Here is a 21,002-nt window from a genome sequence, read left to right as displayed (position 1 = left end):
CGGGCTGATCGGATCCAAAACAAGTGAAAAGACCCTTTGGGGTAGCAGAATGCCGCCATTGCACCGCCATTCCTGCACAAATCGACCGAAAATAATCTGCATAAATCTATAACTGCGGAAGTTGGGTTAGTGTCGCTGGCGGCGCAACCGCGGGGGTTGCCCCCGAGCGAGTCGAATAGAACAACGTTTGAAGTCCCAAGATCGAAGCGATTCCTCGGCCCGACGGGCCGATATATCTTGGCCGGGGGCGTGAGCCCCCGGAAACGGGATCCATATTTTGCCAGAGCCCCGAAGGGGCGACACAAGGGAGTGCGCTATGTCAAACACCAACCTGATCTATCACGTCGTCTTCTCGACCAAAGAACGAAAACCCTTCCTGAAAGAAAACGAGATCAGCGAGGTCTCAAAATACATCGCCGGCATTGTTCGTAATCTGAAAGGCATCCCGCTGGCCATTCACGGCATGGCTGACCACTTTCACGTTGCCCTGATTGCTCCGCCAACGGCAGCGGTCGCCAGTCTTGTGGGTAAGCTCAAATCGAATAGTTCAAGATGGATTCATCAGACTCTGCCCGGCCTGAAGTCCTTTGCGTGGCAGGATGGCTACGCCGCATTTTCCGTCTCGCAAAGCGTCAAGAATTCTGTTGTTCGGTATGTCCTGGGCCAGACGCAACACCACAAGAAGAAGAGCTTTCAGGAGGAGTTGATCACGCTGCTGGAGTTGAACGAGATCGAATACGACAAGAGATACATTTGGGCTTGAGCGCTTTCATTGCGGCGCAAAACGTGCCGCCCCTTCGGGGCTGGACATTTATTTGGAGCGATGTCTCCGGGGCCTGACGGCCCCGGCTAAGATATGGCGGCCCTTCGGGCCTCTTGAGGCCGGACTTTGAGACAGGACATTGGAGCTAATTCTGTGCTGCTTTCAGTTTCCTCGGCCCGACGGGCCGATATATCTTGGCCGGGGGCGTGAGCCCCCGGAAACGGGATCCATATTTGCCAGAGCCCCGAAGGGGCGACACAAGGGAGCGGCGAGGCGGGCGGGAAAATGATGGAGCCCTATCTTGTGCGGGCGGCGGTTGTTGCATAGAATGCCTCGCAATGGGTAAGTCAATCACACGTCGTTCAAGTGCGGTGCGGGCGATCCGGCGAGGCGGCTTGGCCGTCGTGCTGGGGTTGCTGGTCTGGTCGAACCTGATCGAGGCCCAGCCGCAGGCGGCGACGCGTGCGACGGCGACGGCGCCGCAGACGGGACCGGCGCGCTGGCCGGCGGCCCCGGCCGACGCGCGGTTCACGGCAGAGGGCTGGTTCGCCCGGATCGAGCCGGCGCAGAAGCGCCCCGCCCTCCCGGCCAAGATCGAGCGGGCCTACGTGATCGAGATTCACGACGAGATCAACGAGCCGATGTACGAGACGATGCGCCAAAAGGTGCTGGGCATCAAGGCCGAGGCGCAGTTGGTGGTGTTCGACATCGACACGCCCGGCGGAGCCGTCGGCGCCATGCAAGACATCGCGCGGCTGATCCAGCAGGACCTGGCCGGCGTGTACACGGTGGCGTTCGTCAATCCCGAGGCGATCAGCGCCGGGGCGGTCATCGCCTTGGCCTGCAGCGAAATCGACATGGTCCCCAACGGCAAGATCGGCGACTCGATGCCGGTCATGATGGGCCAGCAGATGCCCGCGGACCTGCGAGCGAAGATCGAATCATACATGAAGACGCTGCTGGACAACCTCGCCCGCCAGGGCGGATATGATCCCCTGCTCGTCCAGGCCATGATGACCAAGGAAATCGAGGTCTCCCTGCGACGCCACAAGGATACCGGGCAACTGCAGTTCGTCGACGCCGACGAGTGGCAGAAGAAAGTCGATGAGAAATTGCCCGAGACATCCCAGTGGCTGCTCCTGCGAACCATCGACTCCAAGAACCACATCCTCACCATGACGACCGAGCAGGCCGTCGACTACGGATTCTGCAAGAATGTCTTCAAAGACATGCACGCCCTGGCGACGCACTTCAACGTCATTGGCGACCCCAAGCTGCTCAAGGACGACGCCGGACAGAAGTTCATCCGCTTCATGAACTCCGGAGTCGTCCAGAGCCTGCTCGTGATGGGGATGCTGGTGCTGGGATACATGGAGTTCCAGACGCCGGGTTTCGGGGTGGCCGGAACGCTCGCCATCGCCTGCCTGGTGCTGATCGTGCTGTCGCGCGTGCTGATGGGCCTGGCCAACCCGCTGGAGATTTTCGCCCTGGTGGTCGGGCTGGCGCTGATCGCAGTGGAGATCTTCGTGCTGCCGGGGTACATCATCTTCGGGGCCGCCGGCGGGCTGATCGTCATCATCGCTCTGCTGGCGATGATTATCCCCAACGCCCCGACGGAATTCCCGATGCCCAAAACAAACCTGGACTGGAGCATCTTCAACACCGGCCTGGCGGCGCTGCTGATCGCAATGGTGGGTTCGACGATAGCCATCGCCCTGCTGGCGAGGTATCTGCCCCGCGTGCCGCTGGTGAACCGCCTGGTGCTGGCGGCGACGCACGTCGAGCCGGCCCCGCCGGTCGAGGAGTCTTCGCCGCTGAAGCGCATCGCCGTCGGCGACGTCGGCGTCGTCGAGCGAGTCTGTCGCCCGGTGGGCAAGGTGCGATTCGGCGACGATCTGGTGGACGCGGCCAGCGAGGGCTCTATAATCGCCGCCGGCACGCGCGTGCGAGTGATCCGCCACGACGGCAACGGCGTGGTCGTCGAGGAAGCATAGATGGGAACGGTTACGCTCATTATCGTGATGGCGATCCTGGCGATCGTCCTGATGACCTTCGAGCTGATCACGCCCTCGATGGGGCTGTTGACCATCATGGCGTCGATAGCGGCGGCCGTGGCGGTCTGGCAGGCGTTCACCCTCGGCAACCTGGCCGGCGTGCTGGTGCTGCTGGGGTTGCTGGGCTTTGGCGGGCTGTACCTGTGGGTTTTCGTCAAGGTGCTGCCCAACACCCGGGTGGGCAACTGGCTGTATCTCAAGAACGTCAAGGTGTCCGCCGGCGAAGGCACGCCCGACGCGGCGGCGTTTGAATCGATGGTCGGCAAGACCGGCCTCGCCGAGACGATGCTGCGACCCAGCGGGGCGGTCCGCATCGACGGGCATCGCGTCTTCGCCCGCTCCGAGAGCGGTATCATTGGTAAAGGCTCAACGATAAAAGTGATCAAGGCCGACGGCAGCGATGTGGTCGTTCGGCAAGTGAACGGCTCATCTGATGAAAGGGTAGAGCAATGATTGAATTGATGTTGGCGGCCGCGGAAGAAACAGGCCCGCAGTGGTGGCTCATCGGCATATTCCTCGTCATGGGCGTGGTATTGCTGATCATGTTCGCCGTGGCGCTGTCGGTGCTGAGCCTGTGGGTGCAGGCGCTGTTCGCCCGCGCGAAGGTCACCCTGGGCGAACTGATCGGCATGAAGCTGCGAAAGGTCGACCCGCGGACGATCGTGCTGAGCAAGATCCAGGTCGTCCGCGCCGGGCTGGACTTCATCACCACCGGCGACCTCGAAAGCCACTACCTCGCCGGCGGACGCGTCCGCAACGTCGCGGTGGCGCTGATCATGGCCAACCGCGCCAACATCCGAATCGACTGGCGCCTCGCGACGGCAATCGATCTGGCCGGCCGCGATATCCTCGACGCCGTCCAGACCTCGGTCAACCCCAAGGTCATCGACTGCCCCAACCCCGCCAGCGGCAAGGTCACCATTGACGCCGTGGCCAAGGACGGCATTCAGGTCAAGGCCAAGGCCCGCGTAACGGTGCGAACGAACATCGACAGCCTCGTCGGCGGCGCCACCGAGGAAACCATCATCGCCCGCGTCGGCGAGGGCATCGTCACGTCCATCGGTTCGGCCGAGACGTATAAGAGCGTCCTGGAGAATCCCGACATGATCTCCAAGAAGGTGCTCGAAAAAGGCCTCGACGCCGGAACGGCGTTCCAGATCCTCTCGATCGACATCGCCGACGTCGACGTCGGCGAGAACATCGGCGCCAAGCTGCAGGCCGACCAGGCCGAGGCCGACAAACGCCGATTCCAGGCCGAAGCCGAAAAACGCCGCGCCATGGCCTTGGCTCGCGAGCAGGAAATGCTCGCCCTCGTCCAGGAAAACCGCGCCAAGGTCGTGCTCGCCGAGGCCGAAGTGCCCCGGGCGATGGCCGAGGCCTTCCGCAACGGAAACCTGGGCATCATGGACTACTACCGCATGAAGAACATCCAGGCCGATACCAAGATGCGCGACACCATCGGCGGCGGCGAGACCAAGTCCGGTCCGCCCAGCACGCCGACGAAATAACCCGCAGATTTCTTCACCGCAGAGGTCGCCCAGACCGCTGAGTAGAAACGGATGTGGGAAATGGGAACCGGCCTGACGAAGAGGCCTTCGTTCCAGTTTCCCGATATTGCTCCTTCTTCTCTGCGTTCTCCGCGATCTCCGCGGTGAATGCCCTGGAGATTCACGTGACCGACATCGCGAACATCCAGATCCTGGCCGACGCCGAAAACGTGCTGGTGATCGTCGGCATTATCATCGCCGTGATCATCAGCCTGGTCAAAAAGGCTGCTGCCAAGGCCAAGGAGGCCCAGGAAGAACAGGCCCGCCGAGCCCAGCAGCCCGCCCAGCAGGGCCAAGGGCAGCCGCAGCGGCCCAGGCCTCGCGGGCCCGCGGCAGACATGGGAGAGGATCGCAGCCAGGCGCTCCGCCAGACACTGCAGAATCTTGGGATCGTTCTGGAAGACGAACGCCCCCCTGCCCCCGCACCGCCGCCGCCCCTGCCCCGAACCCAGCCGCAACGCCCCGCCCCCCAGCGACGAGGGCGTCCCGAAAAAGACCTTGCCGACAGGGTCGACCAGGAGCTTCTGCACCAGCAGCAGCGCATGGCCGATGCCGACTCCTCGCGCCAGCGCCGCATGGGCGCCCCGAACGTCAGGGTCGTTCAGGAGGCGCAGGAGGCTGTCACGTCGCCCTTTGCGGCCGTGCTGGCAAAGACCGACACCGCCCGCAGCGCCATCGTCCTGCACGAGATCCTCTCCCCGCCCAAGGCCATCCGCCAAGGGCAGGAAATGTGGGATGCCTAGCCAGGCAGTCCCCTGGTGATCTGCCACAGGCTTGTACATTCCTTGCACTGTGTTGTACTTTTCACAGCACTTCGCGGGACCCGCCGGCCGTCCCCCCACATGGCGGCACGCAGCATCGCCGGGTGCCATGGCTGCCGTTTTCAAGCCGCCATGTCCCCGACGCTCGGACGTCACCCCCAACAGCAGGCTTGCACATTCCTTGCACTTTGTTGTACTTTTCACAGCACTTCGCGGGAAGCGCCAGCCGTCCCCCCCCACGGCGGCAGGAAATCTACGGGGCCCCACGACTGCAACCTATTGTTTTAACAAGACTTATCAATTTACGGTGGTTGCGTTACTGTAACCGCCTTTATATCAATAGGTTATATGAACTCTGAAATCTTCTGTCCTGAAGGACGTTTTTCCCAATTTTCCCAAAAGAAAATCCCCCGCACCTGCGTCTGATAGTAAAGTACAGGCCGCCAGTGACGGACAGAATCATGCGGTCAAGAACTGTTCTCAGGCCGGCGGCCGCCGATGCGGGAGAAGTGGGCAATGGTTCAAACCTTCGGCAGCGCCATCACGGAATCCACCGGCAACTCGTGGATCGCCCCCCCCGCACGACAGCGCCGGCAACATGGCAAGTGACAGGAGGCAAGATGGGATATTCAAGAAAGCTCGCGCTGATGGGTATCGCAGCGGTAGGACTCCTGCTATGTGCGGGGTGTGAACGGCCAACGGGCAGTTATGTGGCAGCTAAGGTTGCCAAGGAAAGGAATGCAGATGCGTCGCGATGTGGACCCGGCATCGCAGCAAACGTGGAAGTTAATGAAATTCCTTAACTGGATGGAAATATGGTGCTTTCGCATACATCCCGTTGGCTTTTAGCCGGTCTGCTCTTCTTCGTAGCGAGCATCATGGCGGCCATCCTATTTCTCTCGCCTACGCGGGAAGGTCGGAAGGGCCCTTCTGTGACAATTCCTGCTGAAGGCATAGTTGGCGAGGTAACAGCAATTGCTGAAACAGCTGACCACAGTCGACTGTTTTGGGGCAATGCTGTGGGAACAGTTAAAAGCATGAGTTATGCGAACGGCCGCGTTGATGTGGTCAAAAGAGGGCATTCTGAGCATGATCGGGTGCTGGACATAAGACAACAGCAAGGAGACGAAGTCTCATGGATAACCCGGCAAGGTGTTCTATATACCTGTTCCAAGGGCGAGGCCAAAGCCAGGAATGTGGTGAGCTTGCAGGACAGGACAATGAGGCATGCCGCACTTGGAACCAATGTCCTGGTGTATGATCATTGGATCAATGCCCGCTGGGGTTCAACGCGAACGGCGGTCATATGCGTAGATTTGCTGTCCCAGCAAACAACGGCAAGCCCCGCTGTCTTTCCATCTCAGCGGGGGTTTAATGAATTGGTACAGCATTTGGAACTATCTCCAGATCAGAAAACGATCGCGATAGTTGCTTCGGGTGACTTCGCTTTGATGCGCCCAGATTCGCTCGCAAACATCCGCCGCTTCGCGCAAGGATGGGGCGTAGCATCTGCCTTTAGCCCAAGCTCTGAGTTAGTGGCCCTGGGAACGGATGGTAAGGGAGTCTTTGTCTGGCGCGTACAGGACGGCCGAAAACTGGCGACATTCACACTGGACAAGGCTGCCACCTTGCACGCTCTTGCCTTTAGTGGCGAAGACACGATTTACGCTGCGTCTGGCCCCACCTCAGAATTATACCAACTATCAGTATCGACAGGAGAGGTCAGGGCCATCGGTCAATTCCCGGGTACCGTCAAGCTCTTCTTCTCACAGGCTAAGAGAACCCTTTTTGTGGGTAAACAGGACGGAAGTATTATGCCTGTACCGGTCCAACGAATTGTAGGGAGATAAAGCCATCAGTGCAGGCCATTACACCATCAGGCTGCGAAGTCTCGCCGATCGCGTGGATCTGGCCGGTCATCGGAAAACACCGGGGTCTCCAGCCGGCGGTTTGGCTTCTTCGCCATCGGGGGGGACCTCCGACAGAGTCGGCTCGCCGCGGCGTTGTTGTCTTATGCCGCCGCGTGTTGTGCTCCCGACATTTTGATGCGATTGCCCTGCGGTGCGCAGCGCGGGTCTTGAGAAACTCTGAAAGCGGCAGCTATGGCTGCCGCACTCCATAGTGCGCTGGCGGCCTGGTCGTGCTGACATCCAAGCCTCGCCGGTTGCCTACACCTGTCGTACCCCTATTGCCTGGGTGAACCAAAGGTTCATGTTCCACTGCGGGGCATGCCGGTTTGCGGGTTATCACTTCGGCTGGGATGCGGCGGCGGGACGGTCGGTTTGGCCTTCGCTGATCGAGCGGTAGTAGTCTTCGACGCCTTTGCGATATTCCGGCGAGACTTCGGCCGCGCGCGACTCGTAGAGTTTGCGGAGTTGGTCCTTGTCGAGTTTCTCGGCGCCCTGGGCCTCGATGCCGCCTTCGACGCTCTTGCCCTTCTGCAGGCCGTCCTTGCCGCTTAATTCGAAGGCGTTGGGGACGGTCCGCCCGGGCAGGGTGGTTTCGCGGGCCGCCTTGCGCGGGCCCTTCTCGAAGTGCTGGGCGTACTTCTCCACGAACGCGCCGAACTCGTCCTGCGTCATCCCCAGCTTGGCCAGCAACGCCGGTTCGACCTTGTCCTGGCGAATCTGGTTCTGGGCCTCGTTGATCGCCCTTCCGATGGACTTGAGCCGCTCCTGATCGGCCGGGGGCAGATTCTGCCATCCCGGGGGCATCTGAACGTTGTCGCGAGCATCGGCCGAACCCGAGTTCGAGTCGCCCCCACCGGTCATCTCATGCAAACCCGCGGCCGCACTCGACCCCGCCCCGCCCTGACCCGGCTGCTGGCCTTGGCCCTGACCCTGACCTTGGCCCTGACCCTGTCCCTGTCCTTGCCCCTGTCCTTGGCCTTGCCCCTGTCCTTGGCCTTGTCCTTGTCCTTGTCCTTGGCCTTGCCCTTGACCTTGTCCCTGTCCTTGCCCCTGGCCCTGACCCTGGCCCTGGCCTTGTCCCTGGCCTTGGCCCTGACCTTGTCCTTGTCCTTGACCTTGTCCTTGACCTTGTCCCTGTCCCTGGCCTTGTCCCTGGCCCTGGCCTTGGCCCTGACCTTGTCCTTGGCCCTGTCCTTGTCCCTGGCCTTGTCCCTGTCCCTGACCCTGGCCTTGTCCCTGACCCTGACCTTGGCCCTGACCTTGTCCTTGGCCCTGGCCCTGCCCCTGTCCCTCACCTTGGCCCTGTCCCTGGCCCTCGCCTTGGCCCTGCTCGCCTTGCCCTTGCTGTCCCTGACCTTGTTGACCCTCGCCTTGCTGGCCCTGTCCTTGGCCTTGCTGGCCTTGGCCCTGCTGCCCCTGGCCCTGTTGCCCTTGTCCCTGCTGGCCTTGACCCTGTTGGCCTTGACCCTGCTGCCCCTGGCCCTGTTGCCCTTGTCCCTGCTGCCCCTGGCCCTGTTGCCCTTGTCCCTGCTGCCCCTGGCCTTGTTGCCCTTGCCCCTGCTCGCCTTGACCTTGTTGCCCTTGACCTTGTTGGCCTTGACCTTGCTGCCCCTGGCCTTGCTGCCCTTGGCCTTGTTGCCCTTGACCCTGTTGGCCTTGACCTTGCTGACCCTGGCCCTGCTCGCCTTGACCCTGTTGTCCTTGGCCTTGTTGCCCTTGGCCTTGTTGACCTTGGCCCTGCTGCCCTTGTTGACCTTCGCCGGGATTTGCGGCCGCTACTTGCTCTCCCTGAGCTTGACCTGCGCCTGGTTGTTGGCCGGCGGCCTGTTGCCCGCCTTCCTGCGGTTGCCCGCCGGGCTGTTGTTGGCCTGCGCCTTGTTGTTGCGCCCCTTGCTGTTGTTGCCCGCCGGGCTGCTGTTGCCCGCCTGCTTGTTGTTGCCCGCCAGGCTGTTGTTGTGCGCCTGCTTGTTGTTGCCCACCAGGCTGTTGTTGTGCGCCTGGCTGCTGGGCACCGGCAGGTTGTTGCGCATTGCCGGCCTGTTGTGCGGCTTGTTGATCGCCGGGCTGTTGCTGGGCGCCGGGTTGCTGAGCGTCCTGTTGCTGGGCGGGTGGTTGCCCAGCGCCGCCCTGACCCTGAGCGTCAGGTTGTTTCTGCTGATCGCCGGCGGCCTGTTGGGCGTTGTTCTGAGCCGCCTGGTTCTGGCCGGCGGCGCCCTGTTGGGCATCGGGTCCGGCGTTTGGCTGCTGATTGACCTGGTTGTTGGGTTGGGCGGCGTTGGGTTGGGCGCCATTATGAGCGGCGGCGGCGGGCGGGGCGGCGGCATCGCCGGGTTGAGCGGCCTGGGCCTTGTCCGCGGCGGCGTCGCCTTGCTGAGGCTGCTGGGCAGCCTGGTCGGGCCCGTTCTGATTGGCCGCGGCGGCGGCAGCATCGCGGGCAAGTTCCTGCGTGAGCGTCTCGATCGCGGGGCGGTCCTTGTCGGCCATCGCCAGCACGTCTTGTGCCGGCGCGGGCTGATCGGGTCCGGAGGCGGCGGGCTGCGTCGCCGCGGGCGGCGGGGCCTGGGGCTGCTCGGCGTTTTTGGCGACTTCGGCGGCCTGGGCGAGGGCGGCGGCGTCCGGCTGGCGGATGACGACTTCAAAGGGTTCGCTGGAAGCGAGCTGTCCGCCCGGCGGGCGATAGTCGCGGGCCTCGATATGGCAGGTGACGGTCTGCCCGGCGGCGCCCAGCTCGGCGACGGGAATGATCTGCTCGACGGGTTGGCTCTGGCGCCCGGGCAGCGGGGTCGAGCCCAGGTCAATGCGGCGTGACGCCTGGCCGTTGCGAATCACCAGGGTCATGTTGGCGATGCCGTAATCATCGACGGCCTCGGCCGCCAGTCGCAGCTTGTCCAGCGTGGTCAGCTCGACGCGCCGCGTGGGCTCGACGAGATTGATCTTGGGCGCCGCGTCCTGGAGCGACTTGATGTCGTACCAGATCGACTGGCCCTTCTGCGAGCCCTGCGAAGCGGTGAACAGAATGTGGTACCGCTCGTCGTCGGCGACGGTGATCGAGCCCTCCAGGTCGTTCTGGTTGTGTTTCATGACCGCCGGCGGCGCTTTCTGGAACAGGATCGACGCCGACTGCACCGGCACGTTGGATTGGGCCTGCACCTCGACGACGCTGCCGCGCAGCGCCTCGATGCGCCCACCGCTTTCCTGACGCGTCCCGCGGTTGGTATACGCCGGCCACGTCACCCGAAGCTGAACGTTACGAATGAGCGGTTTGGCCAGCACCAGCAGCGTCTGCGGCCGCGTCTGGGCGTCGTCGCAGGATATCTTGAACGTCGCCCGCCCCGCCGCCGAGGCCGCCTGCTCCCAGAGGCCCTCGTAGCGGCGCGTCTGGGGGTCGGCCAGTCGCATCGTGATAGCGTGGTCATCGAGGTACGTCTGCCCGCCGTCGCGGCTGACATGCACCTTGACCTCGCCCGAGCCGTTGACGATGCGAGCGGCGAAGGTGACGCTCTGGCCTTCGATGACCACCTCGTCGGGCGCGGGTTTAATATCGAGAATCTTCGTCCGCGACGGCGGCGGACCCTCGCCGCCGAACGCCCGGAAAATCGAGGGCATCACGTCTTTGGGCGAAAACGCCGCGTACAGCAGAAACACCACGAGCGTGGCCGCGAAGACCATCCCCGCCTGGCGGACGTGCCGCGTGGCCACCGCCGACTCGACGTCCGTCGAGGCGACCTCGGCCGCGGCGTGGCGGCGGATGGCCGCCAGCGTACCGGGGTGAACTTTGCCGTCGGCCTTGATGAGCAGACTGGCCGTCAGGTCGTTGCGGAACTCGGGGTGGGCCTTCTCGATCAGGCGTGCGGCGTAGAGGTCGCTGACTCGCCGCGCCAGCGGGCGGATGATGGCCAGGACGGTCAGCGCCGCCATCGCCGCGGCGTACACCCATCGCAGCACCCACCGCAGCCACGACGGCAGACCGCCGGGAACGACATGATCGCCCACGACCACCAGCAGGACGAACGCCCCCGTGATCGTCAGCATGATCAGAGCCGCCATGCCCAGACTGACCAGGCGCAGACGATTCTTGGTCATCCGGAGGCTGTACTCCAGAAACAGGCTGCTCTTTTCTGCAGGCATGGACCTTCCAAAGCCGCCCCACCCGGCGGCCAGAAGTATTCTACGACAACGCCCAAGGCACTACTAGCTTATCGGCCGGATCAGCGCCCTATTGCGACGACATGAAAGATTGGACGCCTCAAAGGCGAGACGGTTGCCGGAAAACTGGCTGCCTTTTTCTAACCCTCCCTCCTGACTATCATAGGCGGCCGTGGCATTCTGATCACAGGGCCTTTGGAGGGAATGTATATCAGTGCAACGTACGTCCAGATGTGTTGAGAGCCTTTCGCGGCGAAATCACCCAAGGCAACAGGGCCAAGTCCCGGCGCCAGCAAGACACGTTCGTTTTGCACGAATCCCGGAACATGCTTTTGGCCCCAAGCGACATCAATGCCGGGCGTGCCGCGATCAGGGTAGCTGGCGGACTCGGGTGATATGAGCCACGGAAAAACGAAATCAAATGAGGTTGTTGCAGGAACTGGCGTTCCGTTTTCATCCTTGAACCACCAGAACGATTCTCTGACAGTCTGTGTTATCGGCTTGGATAGAATACTCCGCGTGACTTTGCGGCCACTCATTTGCACTTGGCAAAAATACCAGATTTTGTTTATCGCCCACGCTTCCACCAGGACATCCGGGACTGGCTTGCCCTTGCCGGCCTTTGCCAATATCTCCGCCCCAGAAAGAAGGTACTGAAATTCGCCTTCTTCGTCCGGAGCCAGAAGGGAATTACTGCTGGATTGTGTGGCTGACCCTGGCGTCCCCGCTACTTTCCTGTCGTCCCACATCTTCCTGGCGGCTGCCAGAACGCCAGGGTCAAAGACAAGCCTCACATGAGTGATGTTGCCGTGTGGGGTATCCGACAGAATGGTCATGCAGCCATTTTCCATTGGCCAGAGAGGTTCGTCATCTTTGGGCAATGGTTTCGAGCCACCATCGCATCCCAGAGCGACTGCCACAATCACGGGGAATAACACGGTTGGCGTTTTCGAGAGGAATGCTCGCATTGTTCACTCTAGATGATTCGCTCGGGCTTGCCACGAGCGGTGACGCGGACCATGAAAGGAGGGCGCAAGTTATCAGCCATCGCCTTTATTTCCGGCCAACGATTGATGACAAGCCTGACTTGGTCCCAAAATCCGATATTCTTGACTGCAAGCAGGAATATCCGGCCGTCATGTTGAGTCAGGGCGGCGCGCTCATGTCGTTTGAGCCGATCCGCCGTAACAACACAGCAACCTTGTTTTCCTGCCAATGGAATCCATTCCAGGTCCAAAGCGCCTTTTCCCCACTGATCGGCAGATGAAACTGCTTGCTCGCCCAAAGCCTGCAGAGCTTGGGCAATTCTGCTGGAGATGCATTCGTCGAATATGAATTTCACCCCGCCAGCCTCTGCTTCTTCAGCAAGATTGCAGTGTCAACTTCGCGCCGCGTGATACTAAACCACTTGGCAACGGATTCCTCGGTCTCGTCAGCATCCAAAGCATCTAGAATCGCCTGTACGGTCACTCGGGTGCCGGCGATGACTGGGGACCCGAACGCTATGGCGGGGTTTATTACGACCGGGAGTTTCTTGCCCAGCGGCCACCATTGGCATGCAAGCTCAGTTTCCCTGTCGAAGTCAATCAGTTCCAAATACTCTGCCAATATTTCGGGAAAGGCATACTGCACTCGCGATAACTCCAAGAGAGCCTTGCTGCCCGGAGCCTCCCCTTCAAGCTCCAGGAAGATACCCTTCCCATCGGTTTTGAATTGTTCCATCGCAAAGGGATGCGGCATTTGGAGCTTCTCAACGGCGTGACGATGCGCCAGACGCACCGTGTGCAGCGAGACTCCGGTTCTCAAGAATGCCCCGGCGATGTAGGTTTCAATGAGCTCCAGAAAGGAAAGAGCCATGTGCCGGTCAATGCGCGGGATGTCGGAATGGATCAGGGATCCACTATACCCGCGCTTAGGACCCATGCTCGTGGCGTACCTGAAACTGTAGCCCGCTATCCAGCGGCGGACAGTCGAAGGACCCAACCGGGTGAGCCTGGCTGCTTCACTTGGCGTATATAAGCCTTTGCCAAGAAGTTCCGGAATATTGCCTGCGATGGTAACCATCTACCTCTTCCCTCTTAATAAAATCGGCAACAGGGATCGTCGAGCCTGAATCATTCTACCTGCTGCCAATCTGAAACGATAGCCACGAGCTATGGATTATGCCAAGCCGTGGCGCATCGGGGGGAGGTTGATGTCGTCGGGTTTATCGGCGGCGCCGGCGGAGACGGCGATGCCGGAATCGACCAGGGCCTGCCAGTGCTTGTCGTTGAAGATGCATCCGGGGTCGCCGCCGTGGAGTTGGCCGAAGTAGGCGTCGGAGCGGGCGCGGCAGCCGCCGCAGTAGTTGCGGAAGGCGCAGACCTCGCAGTGGTGCAGGCGATGGTCGCGGTCGTTGAGGATGTCCCAGAACTCGCTGGTGCGGAAGATCTCCATCAGCGGCCCCTGGCGCACGTTGCCCATCACGCGATGCGGCAGGTACACGCAGGGCGTCACGTTGCCGTTGGGCTCGATGCAGATGTACGTGCGCCCCGCCCCGCAGCCGCCGAGGTACTTGGCCACCACGCGCGCCTTGACGCCGCTGCCGCTGCCGGCGTGGCTGCAGGCGGCGCGGCCGCTCTCGAGCGCCGCCCCGGCCAGGCACACGCGGCCGAGCTGCGGGGCCGTCGAGATCACGCCCATGCCGCCGGCCTGCATCTTCTCGTTGAGGATCGCCAGCAGCTCCTCGCGCTGGGCGGGCGTGATGTCGCCGCTGACCATCCGCAGCCCGCGCCCGACGGGGATGAAGTTGAAGTGGGCGAAGCATCCGGCCCCGAGCTTCTCGGCGAAGGCGATCATGTCCCGCACTTCGTGGAAGTTGCCCTGGTGAACGCACATGGCAATTCCCAGCCGCAGCCCCGGCGTGGCGACCACCACCCGCGCGCCCGCGACGGACTTCTCCCACATGCCCTTTTGCCCGCGGAAGGCGTCGTGGCGGGCCGGGTCGGTCGAGTCCAGCGAGATTTCCACATATCGCAGCCCGGCCGCGGCGAGCTTGCCCGCCATCGCCGGCGTCATCGTCGTGCCGTTGGTGGCCAGCGTCAGGTGCATCCCATAGCTCTTGGCTCGCTCGAGCACGGGGATGACGTGCGGACTGATGGTCGGCTCGCCGCCGGACAGGGCGAGCATCGGCATGTGGGCGCGGCCCATCTGGTCGACCAGGGCGAGCTTTTCCTCCAGCGTCAGCTCGTCGGCCAGGGCGGCGTGATCGGAGTCCTGGTAGCAGTGGCGGCAGGCGAGGTTGCAGCGGTTGGTGAAGTTCCACACGGCAAAGAGCGGCGCGACGAACTTCTGCGGCACGGTCAGGCCGAACTTGCCCACGCTGCGGGCGACGATCACAATCCCGCGCAGCGTCGGGCGATGCCCGGCGAGCTTCTGGCGGAACGTGGCCATGTCGGTGGCGCCGCGGAAGCGGTCGATGATCCTGTGCAGCAGCCAGTACTTGACCTTCGTCCAGCGCGAGGCCGCCGGATCGCCGTACGAGGCAATCACGCGCTCCAGCGCCGTCGCTCCGGCGGAGTCATCAATGCTCAACCGCCGCAGCAGCCAGCGGAACGGCCGCGTACCCACCCATCGCTCGATCGGGTGGCGGTAGTTGATCTGCAGCATCGCCGGCGTGGTCTCGTCAGCCAGCACCGGGCTCGAGCGGACGTACTGGCCGCTGGTCAGGCCGCCGTCGTCGCCGCGCGTGCAGCGCTTGTCAGGGTTGTCCGAGGCGGGGAACTCGTGACGATATTCCTTGCCGATAGCCGCGGCCGTGGTGTGCCGCCCGGCGGCGGTGTACGACTTGTGGCCCAGGCTTTCCAGCCTGGGGCTGTTGTCGGATTCAGAGCTTTTAGAATCACAGCCTGGAAAGGCTGTGCCACGGGCTTTGGGGTCTGGAGCACTCATGAGGTTTCGGCGGCGCTTTGCGCGGGGGCGGCGTGGGCCGGCGGCGTCAAGCGAGCGGCCGCATGCTGCTGCTCGACGATGGTGCGATATTCCGGTCCGCAGTTGTAGGTGCAGAAGGGGAACATCCCCGCCGGCGTGGAATAGATGATGACGCAGCGGCGGGCGCGTTCGGCGTCGAAGTTGAAGCGGTCCTGAAAATGCATGCCCGCGCAGAGCAGCGTTTTGTAGGTCTGCTTTTCGCCCTCGCCGCGCCCGAGGTTCTTGTCAACCAGGCCCTGCAGCGAGCGGATGAACCGCTTGACGGTCAGGCCCGGCGGCGCGGCGGCGGGGTTGAAGTGCCGCTTGAACATCCGCACGATACGAATGCGGTCGAGCCAGCTCACGCGCCCGCGGGCCTTGATGCGGCCGGCGATGAGGTTCATCTCGGTGAACATGCCCTCGACGTTGATCACCTGCGGGAACGGATAGGGCTTACCCTCGGGCGAGATCAGGAAGTACGTCCCGAACGCACAGTCGGGATGCGAACTGGGGCGGATCTTGGGCTTGCCCGTCAGCGCCTCGAGAAACTCCGCCAGCGGAACGACGATGCTCAGCGGGTACATGTCGCGCAGGGCGCTGGCGCCGGAGGCCTCGGCCAGGTCGTGCGCCAGGTCGCCCAGCGTGTATCGCTGCGCCATGCGCTGCTGCTCGTCGATGCGTCCGCTGAACGACACGGGCTGATAGCTGATCCCGCTGATGACGTCGGTGTTGGCGGCCGCGAACCGGAAGATCTCGCCGACCTGGTCGGAGTTGACGCCCTTGAGGATCGTCGGGACCAGGCAGATCTTCATGTCCAGGCGGCGGCAGTTCTCGATGGCCGCGAGCTTCTTGGCCCAGATGCCCGGATAGTTCCGCGTGTGGCGATGGGCATCTTCGCCGACGCCGTCAAACTGCATGTAGAGCGTGTGCAGGCCCGCCGCGTGGGCGGCGCGGGCGAAGTCGGGGTCGGCCATCTTGATGGCGTTGGTGGCGATCTGGATGTGCGAGAAGCCCATGTCGCGGGCGGTCGATACGATGCGCAGGAAGTCCGGGTGGATCGTCGGCTCGCCGCCGGTGAACTGGATGGCGGTACACGGGTAGGGCCTCAGGTCGCGCAGGGCCTGGAGCTGGCGCACGACCTGGTCGTAGTCCGGCTGACAGACGACGCCCGTCACGCCGGCGTTGGCGAAGCAGATCGGGCAGCGCATGTTGCAGCGGTTGGTCAGGTCGATCTGCGCCAGGCACGGGCTGGAGAGGTGGTGGTCGCACAGGCCGCAGTCGCTGGGGCACTGGCTGGCGCCGGTCTTGTGGGGGAACTCTTGCCCGCCGTGCTCGGCGAAGGTCCACCAGGCGGCCTTGGAGTACAGCAGCGCGTCGGAGTTGATGCAGTCTCGCACGTAGCCGTGCTCGGGGCAGGTCTTCTCGATCCAGACCGCGCCGTCCTGGACAAAGTACCGCCCGACGACCGCGGCGGCGCACGTCGGGCAGAGGCTCTGCACCGTCCGCGGAAGGCGCCGCAGGACGGGAGGCACCTTCCAGCCGCTGAAGGTGTGGCTGGCGGAGCCGGGAAAGTCGCTTTCGGGCTGCGACCAGAGCGTGTCATGATGCACCGCCCGGGCCTGTCCGCACGCGGGGCAGTGCCAGGTCAGCACAAGCTGTCCGCCCGGGCGGGCGGGGTCGGCCCAGTCGAACACCGCGTGTACGACGTCATGGCACGTGGGGCACGTGGCGGCGGTGGCGTAAGGCAGCGGCGCCACAGCCGGGGCGTACTGGCGAATCTGGCGGCGGTGATCGGCCAGGGCGGCGCAATCCTGGCCGACCCCGGCCCCATGAGGCGGGGGCGTTTCTGAGGCGGTCTGTTCTGCACGGCGGATCATGTACGGATTGTCCTGCGCCGGCCCTTGCGGTTACACGGAAAAACACTTCGGAAAACGGCGTCGTTTGGTCTTTCGCTTCTGATAGCTGACCGCCAGTTCGATAAAGATATCCAGATCGCGTTCGAGGTTGCTGCTGGAGGAGTCGAAGTAGAAATTTCGGATCGGGATGCCGTCGTGGTCTGCCGCGACGTCATGATACACCGCTTCGGAGACGATCCCGTTCATGCAGGTGAAGGGGCTGATGTCGATGATGCCGTCGGCGCCCTTCTCGTACAGGTAGATGCCTTTGCCGACGGAGAGCACCATTTCGCCCAGGGCCCCGTCGGCGGGCAGGTACGGCCACGCCGGATCGAGCACCTCGTGGTGGATATCGTGGGGTTCTTCGTAGCCCTCGAAATCTTCTTTGAACGGCGCCAGCAGGCACTGTTCGTCGCGGCGCTGGATGGCGTTCTTGATGAAGGCGCCCAGCATCTCCAGCGACACGGTCTTGCCGTCGCGCCGCAGCAGGGCCTTGTGCGACCAGTTGGTGTACCAGACCCATTCGCCCACGTCGCTGAGCCAGGCCTCGCCGCCGTGAGATTCGATCTGGCGGATGGCGTCGTAGTTGCTGAAGGTGTTAAGCCGGCAGAAGATTTCCCCCACCACGCCGATGAGGGGGCGATCCTGCGTGTAGCGCACGCCCACGGCGCGGAAGCGGTCGCGGCAGTGCATCATGGCCTCGACGAGCTGGCCCAGGCGCGCCCGGGCGGAAACGCCGGGCTTTTCCACGACGCTCTCGATGTGCTCGATGCTCCACTGGTACACTTCGTCGCAGGCGCCGGCGATGGTCTCGTAGGGGCGGGTCTTGAGCAGCATCTTGCGCAGGATGTCGCCGCAGACCAGCGACCGCCAGATCAGGCGCACCATGTCGGTGGCGTGAGCGCTGACGCCCTCATAGCCGTTGCGGCTGGAGGGCGAGATCACCGGAACGTCTTTGTGCCCCATCGAGTCCAGCAGTTGCCGCAGGTACTCGCGGTATTGGCCGAAGCGGCACGGGCCTTCGGCGGTGGGCATGAAGAAGGCGTGGCGGTCGGGGTCGAAGTCGGGCGCTTCGATGATGCGCAGGAAGTTGCCCAGCGTGATCTTCTGGGGGTAGCACTCTTCGCCGCTGGTGTGGAGGCCGCCCAGTTCGAGCGTGCGTTCGTCGCTCTCGGGGGTGGTTCGCGCGTCGATGCCCTGCGAGCGAAAGGCCGCCGCGGCCATCCGCGCGCCGATGTGCGTCATGCGGGGAATCCACAACGTGCGGTTGTGCAGGCTGAATGTCGGTGCCGGCGCCGGCGTGTCGATCATAGGCGCATCTCTCCTGAAGCCAGCGGAGGGAATCGAACCCACAACCCCAGCTTTACAAAAGCTGTGCTCTACCGTTGAGCTACGCTGGCGCTGGTCCGTCCGCCTTGCCTGAAATCATAGTCGCCCGGCAAGGCCAATCCGAAAAATCCCGCACCCTCCGCGGGGAGAGGCTTACTGTACCGTCAGAGCCATCATGCAGTCAAGGAAACCGCCGCCCAGTTAAGGCTCGGCCGGGTGTGCTCAACTCTCTTGCAGTACATAGCCGCAGATGTCGCTGAGGACGCTGAGGAGGCCGAAAGAAAAGCGACTTCTTCCCTCTGCGACCTCAGCGACCTCAGCGGCTAACTCGATCTCCGGATCAAGAAGTACTCTATGTGCTCTGTGGCAGGTCACGACGCCGGGTCGGGCCCAGAGCCTGTGGAGGCAGCGGCCGCCCCCGGCGGCAGCGCGGGCAGGGTGGCCTGGGAGCGGTACTCGTAGAACGTGTCGTAGTTCTGCCGCAGGTAGCCTCCGGCCTCGGCGCGCACGGCATTGAGCACGACGCCGAACAGGTGCGCCCCGACGCGGGTGAACAGGTCGCGGGCGCGTTGGACGAGCCCGCTGGTGCTGGCGCCGGCGCGGACGACGATAATGACGCCGTCGACGAGGGTGCTCAGGGCTACCGGGTCGGTGACGACCACGCACGGCGCGCCGTCCAGGAGCACCTGGTCGTAGGCGTCGGTCATCTCGGTGAGGATCGAGAGCATCTGCTCGCTGCCGAGCAGTTCGGCGGGATTGGGCGGCAGGGGTCCTGCCCCCAGAACGTCGAAGTTCGGTTCGAGTTCCGCCACGGCCGACCGCCAGTCGATCTGTCCGATCAAGGCGTTGCTGAGCCCTCGCTCGGGGCAGGCCGGGACGAGGCGCTGCAGAGCCGGCTGGCGGAAGTTGGCGTCGACGACCAGGACGCGTTTTCCGCCGCGGGCGATGGCGTGGGCGAGGTTCATCGTCAGGGTGGTGCGTCCCTCTCCAGGCATGGCGCTGGAGATCAGGATGCTGCGTTGCTGATTGGCGGGGCTGCTGAACTGCAGCGTGGTGCGGATCTGTCGATGCGCTTCGCAGACCATCGAATCGGGATGTTCGGCGAAGGCCATCGCCACTTCGCGGAAACTCTCTTCGAGGTCTTCCACGTGCGGGATAATCCCCAGCACCGGCAGATCGAGCCGGCGCGTGAGGTCTCGGGGACCTTTGACGGTGCTATCGAGAAACTCCAGCGCCATCGCCAGGCCCAGGCCCACCACCAGCCCGGCGATGATGCCCCCGGCCATCATCATCGACCATAGCGGTTTGGCGATGTCGGTCACAACCGGCGGCGTGGGCGCCTGGCTCATCCAGACGGGGGTGAGTTCCTTCTCGCGGATCGTCAAGACCAGCAGTTGCTCGTCGAGTTTCTGGACGTAGCCCTGCTTGATGTTCTCCTGCGTCTTGAGATCCTGCAGTTCCTTGAGGTTCTTCTGCAGGGTCTGGATATCGGTGTTGACCGGCTGTTCCTGTTTGGCCAGGGCAAGTCTCTGAGCCGTGATGCGATTGACATCGCCCTCGTAGCGAGGCCGCATGCTGAGATACTTGCTCTCCAGCACGGCGGCCCGCTGACGGATCATCTGTTCAGCCAGGGTGGCGATGTTGGCCTGGGCCTGGATCACGCGGTGGTCTTTGGGACCATAGCTGGCCTGCAACGAGGCCAAGCTCAATTGCGCCATCGCTTCCCGGTCGCGCATTTGCCGGATCTGCGGGTCATCTTCCACAAGAATGGCCAGTTCCGGGCTTTCTGCAAGCTTTCCCTGAGCCTTTTTCTGGTCTAGATCATTGAGCCGCCCCTGGGCGGCCTGAAGCTCCAGGTCGAGTTGGATCTTCACCTGGTTGATGGTGTCCAGCTTGGCGGCTTTGGTCTGGATGAGGTTGGCGATGGTGCCCATCTCCGCCAGGCCGAGCATTCCCACCCGGCGTCGCAGATCGGCCAGTTGCTCCTCCTGGCCGGCCTTTTGCTTTTTCAAGGATGCGATACTCTCGGTGACGTCCCTTGCGGCGCGTTCCTTGATGGTCCGGACGTATTCCTCGACGATGGCTCGCAGGATTTCGGCCAGGTCACCGCGGTCTTCGTCAGACGGGGCCACGCTGGTGAAGGAAATTCCCAGGCGGTTTTCGTCCTGATACATGTCGTTCGAGAGCCCGCTGACGAGCAGATCGACGGCGTTGGCCTTATTGCGTTTGTACCATCGCGTTTTGGTGACCTCGGGCGCGTCGCAAGCCACCCTGAGAAACTCGGGCGTTCCGATCATGCGGGCGTGCTGCAGGCGGGCCGTGCCGGCCGAGTCGGAGGTAAACTCGCCCTTGGGCTGGACGAAACTGTTGGTTTGCTGGCGAAGGGGATTGACGTAGAGGTCGGCTTTGACGCGATACTGCGGCGCGAACTGGCGCCACAGCAGCGTGGCGGTGAACGCCCCCGAGCCGAAGACCGCCACGCAGATGATCACCCACCATTTGCGTTTGCGGAGCATGCGCATGAAATCGCGTCCGGTCAGCCCGCCGGCGGGCGCAGTCGCCCCGGTCGCGGCGGGCGCAGCGCGGTGCCGGACGTCAGCCAGCGGTCGCGCCAGCGGATATCGATCGCGCATCTGGATTGGAGGCATG

The 21,002-nt window shown here is 63.2% G+C and carries 14 protein-coding genes and 1 tRNA gene; 6 read left to right on the top strand and 9 right to left on the bottom strand.

The window, feature by feature from the left end; translation table 11 throughout:
• Positions 1-316: 316 nt before the first annotated feature.
• The 6 genes from tnpA (at position 317) to ABFD92_05185 (ending at position 6,975) form a co-directional block, all read left to right on the top strand.
• Entirely contained in the window at positions 317-763 is a 447-nt protein-coding gene (tnpA, locus tag ABFD92_05210; protein ID MEN6503915.1) for an IS200/IS605 family transposase, read from the top strand.
• A 338-nt stretch (positions 764-1,101) separates the two neighbouring features.
• On the top strand, positions 1,102-2,757 hold the full coding sequence (locus ABFD92_05205) for an NfeD family protein (GenBank protein MEN6503914.1): 1,656 nt from the start codon (positions 1,102-1,104) through the stop codon (positions 2,755-2,757).
• A complete protein-coding gene (locus tag ABFD92_05200) occupies positions 2,758-3,270 on the top strand; it encodes an NfeD family protein (GenBank protein MEN6503913.1) in 513 nt (170 codons plus the stop codon). It abuts the gene before it with no gap.
• Positions 3,267-4,325, top strand: a complete 1,059-nt coding sequence (gene floA / locus ABFD92_05195; protein ID MEN6503912.1) for a flotillin-like protein FloA — start codon at positions 3,267-3,269, stop codon at positions 4,323-4,325. Before ABFD92_05200 ends, floA begins: the two co-directional genes overlap by 4 nt.
• Positions 4,326-4,489: 164 nt before the next feature.
• Positions 4,490-5,107: a hypothetical protein gene (locus tag ABFD92_05190; protein MEN6503911.1), complete on the top strand. Its 618-nt coding sequence runs from the start codon at positions 4,490-4,492 to the stop codon at positions 5,105-5,107.
• Between the two features lie 950 nt (positions 5,108-6,057).
• Positions 6,058-6,975 carry a WD40 repeat domain-containing protein gene (locus ABFD92_05185; GenBank protein ID MEN6503910.1) on the top strand — a complete coding sequence of 306 codons (918 nt, stop codon included), beginning with the start codon at positions 6,058-6,060 and terminating at the stop codon, positions 6,973-6,975.
• Between the two features lie 396 nt (positions 6,976-7,371).
• Here the strand turns inward: ABFD92_05185 and ABFD92_05180 are convergent, their stop codons facing one another.
• The 9 genes from ABFD92_05180 to ABFD92_05140 all read right to left on the bottom strand — a co-directional run bounded on the left by ABFD92_05180 (position 7,372) and on the right by ABFD92_05140 (position 21,001).
• Positions 7,372-11,163 (bottom strand): DUF4175 family protein, encoded by a 3,792-nt coding sequence (locus ABFD92_05180; GenBank protein ID MEN6503909.1) that lies wholly within the window; start codon positions 11,161-11,163, stop codon positions 7,372-7,374.
• A gap of 158 nt (positions 11,164-11,321) precedes the next feature.
• Positions 11,322-12,017 carry a hypothetical protein gene (locus ABFD92_05175; protein ID MEN6503908.1) on the bottom strand — a complete coding sequence of 232 codons (696 nt, stop codon included), beginning with the start codon at positions 12,015-12,017 and terminating at the stop codon, positions 11,322-11,324.
• Positions 12,018-12,157: 140 nt separating this feature from the next.
• Positions 12,158-12,523 carry a DUF5615 family PIN-like protein gene (locus ABFD92_05170; GenBank protein ID MEN6503907.1) on the bottom strand — a complete coding sequence of 122 codons (366 nt, stop codon included), beginning with the start codon at positions 12,521-12,523 and terminating at the stop codon, positions 12,158-12,160.
• A complete protein-coding gene (locus tag ABFD92_05165) occupies positions 12,520-13,245 on the bottom strand; it encodes a DUF433 domain-containing protein (GenBank protein MEN6503906.1) in 726 nt (241 codons plus the stop codon). Before ABFD92_05165 ends, ABFD92_05170 begins: the two co-directional genes overlap by 4 nt.
• A 96-nt stretch (positions 13,246-13,341) precedes the next feature.
• Complete coding sequence (locus ABFD92_05160) at positions 13,342-15,111, bottom strand: radical SAM protein (GenBank protein MEN6503905.1); 1,770 nt, start codon at positions 15,109-15,111, stop codon at positions 13,342-13,344.
• Positions 15,108-17,006: a tetraether lipid synthase Tes gene (gene tes, locus ABFD92_05155; GenBank protein ID MEN6503904.1), complete on the bottom strand. Its 1,899-nt coding sequence runs from the start codon at positions 17,004-17,006 to the stop codon at positions 15,108-15,110. The genes ABFD92_05160 and tes overlap by 4 nt, the downstream gene beginning before the upstream one ends.
• A gap of 30 nt (positions 17,007-17,036) precedes the next feature.
• A complete protein-coding gene (locus tag ABFD92_05150; GenBank protein ID MEN6503903.1) occupies positions 17,037-18,335 on the bottom strand; it encodes a hypothetical protein in 1,299 nt (432 codons plus the stop codon).
• A 17-nt stretch (positions 18,336-18,352) separates the two neighbouring features.
• Positions 18,353-18,424: transfer RNA gene (locus tag ABFD92_05145), tRNA-Thr, on the bottom strand.
• A 300-nt stretch (positions 18,425-18,724) separates the two neighbouring features.
• Positions 18,725-21,001 (bottom strand): polysaccharide biosynthesis tyrosine autokinase, encoded by a 2,277-nt coding sequence (locus tag ABFD92_05140; GenBank protein MEN6503902.1) that lies wholly within the window; start codon positions 20,999-21,001, stop codon positions 18,725-18,727.
• Position 21,002 lies beyond the last annotated feature (1 nt).

This window comes from Planctomycetaceae bacterium, from assembly GCA_039680605.1.
Lineage (GTDB): Bacteria > Planctomycetota > Phycisphaerae > SM23-33 > SM23-33 > JAJFUU01.
The sequence above is the reverse complement of the archived record's forward strand: the minus strand, read 5'-3'. Positions and strand labels throughout refer to the sequence as shown.

What these genes read in the sequence shown, in the direction of transcription:
- ABFD92_05205 (MEN6503914.1), top strand. Translation starts at nt 1,102, where the DNA reads ATGGGTAAGTCAATCACACGTCGTTCAAGTGCGGTGCGGGCGATCCGG.
- ABFD92_05150 (MEN6503903.1), bottom strand. Translation starts at nt 18,335, where the DNA reads ATGATCGACACGCCGGCGCCGGCACCGACATTCAGCCTGCACAACCGC.
- ABFD92_05165 (MEN6503906.1), bottom strand. Translation starts at nt 13,245, where the DNA reads ATGGTTACCATCGCAGGCAATATTCCGGAACTTCTTGGCAAAGGCTTA.
- tes (MEN6503904.1), bottom strand. Translation starts at nt 17,006, where the DNA reads ATGATCCGCCGTGCAGAACAGACCGCCTCAGAAACGCCCCCGCCTCAT.
- tnpA (MEN6503915.1), top strand. Translation starts at nt 317, where the DNA reads ATGTCAAACACCAACCTGATCTATCACGTCGTCTTCTCGACCAAAGAA.
- ABFD92_05160 (MEN6503905.1), bottom strand. Translation starts at nt 15,111, where the DNA reads ATGAGTGCTCCAGACCCCAAAGCCCGTGGCACAGCCTTTCCAGGCTGT.
- ABFD92_05140 (MEN6503902.1), bottom strand. Translation starts at nt 21,001, where the DNA reads ATGCCTCCAATCCAGATGCGCGATCGATATCCGCTGGCGCGACCGCTG.
- ABFD92_05180 (MEN6503909.1), bottom strand. Translation starts at nt 11,163, where the DNA reads ATGCCTGCAGAAAAGAGCAGCCTGTTTCTGGAGTACAGCCTCCGGATG.
- floA (MEN6503912.1), top strand. Translation starts at nt 3,267, where the DNA reads ATGATTGAATTGATGTTGGCGGCCGCGGAAGAAACAGGCCCGCAGTGG.
- ABFD92_05200 (MEN6503913.1), top strand. Translation starts at nt 2,758, where the DNA reads ATGGGAACGGTTACGCTCATTATCGTGATGGCGATCCTGGCGATCGTC.
- ABFD92_05175 (MEN6503908.1), bottom strand. Translation starts at nt 12,017, where the DNA reads ATGACCATTCTGTCGGATACCCCACACGGCAACATCACTCATGTGAGG.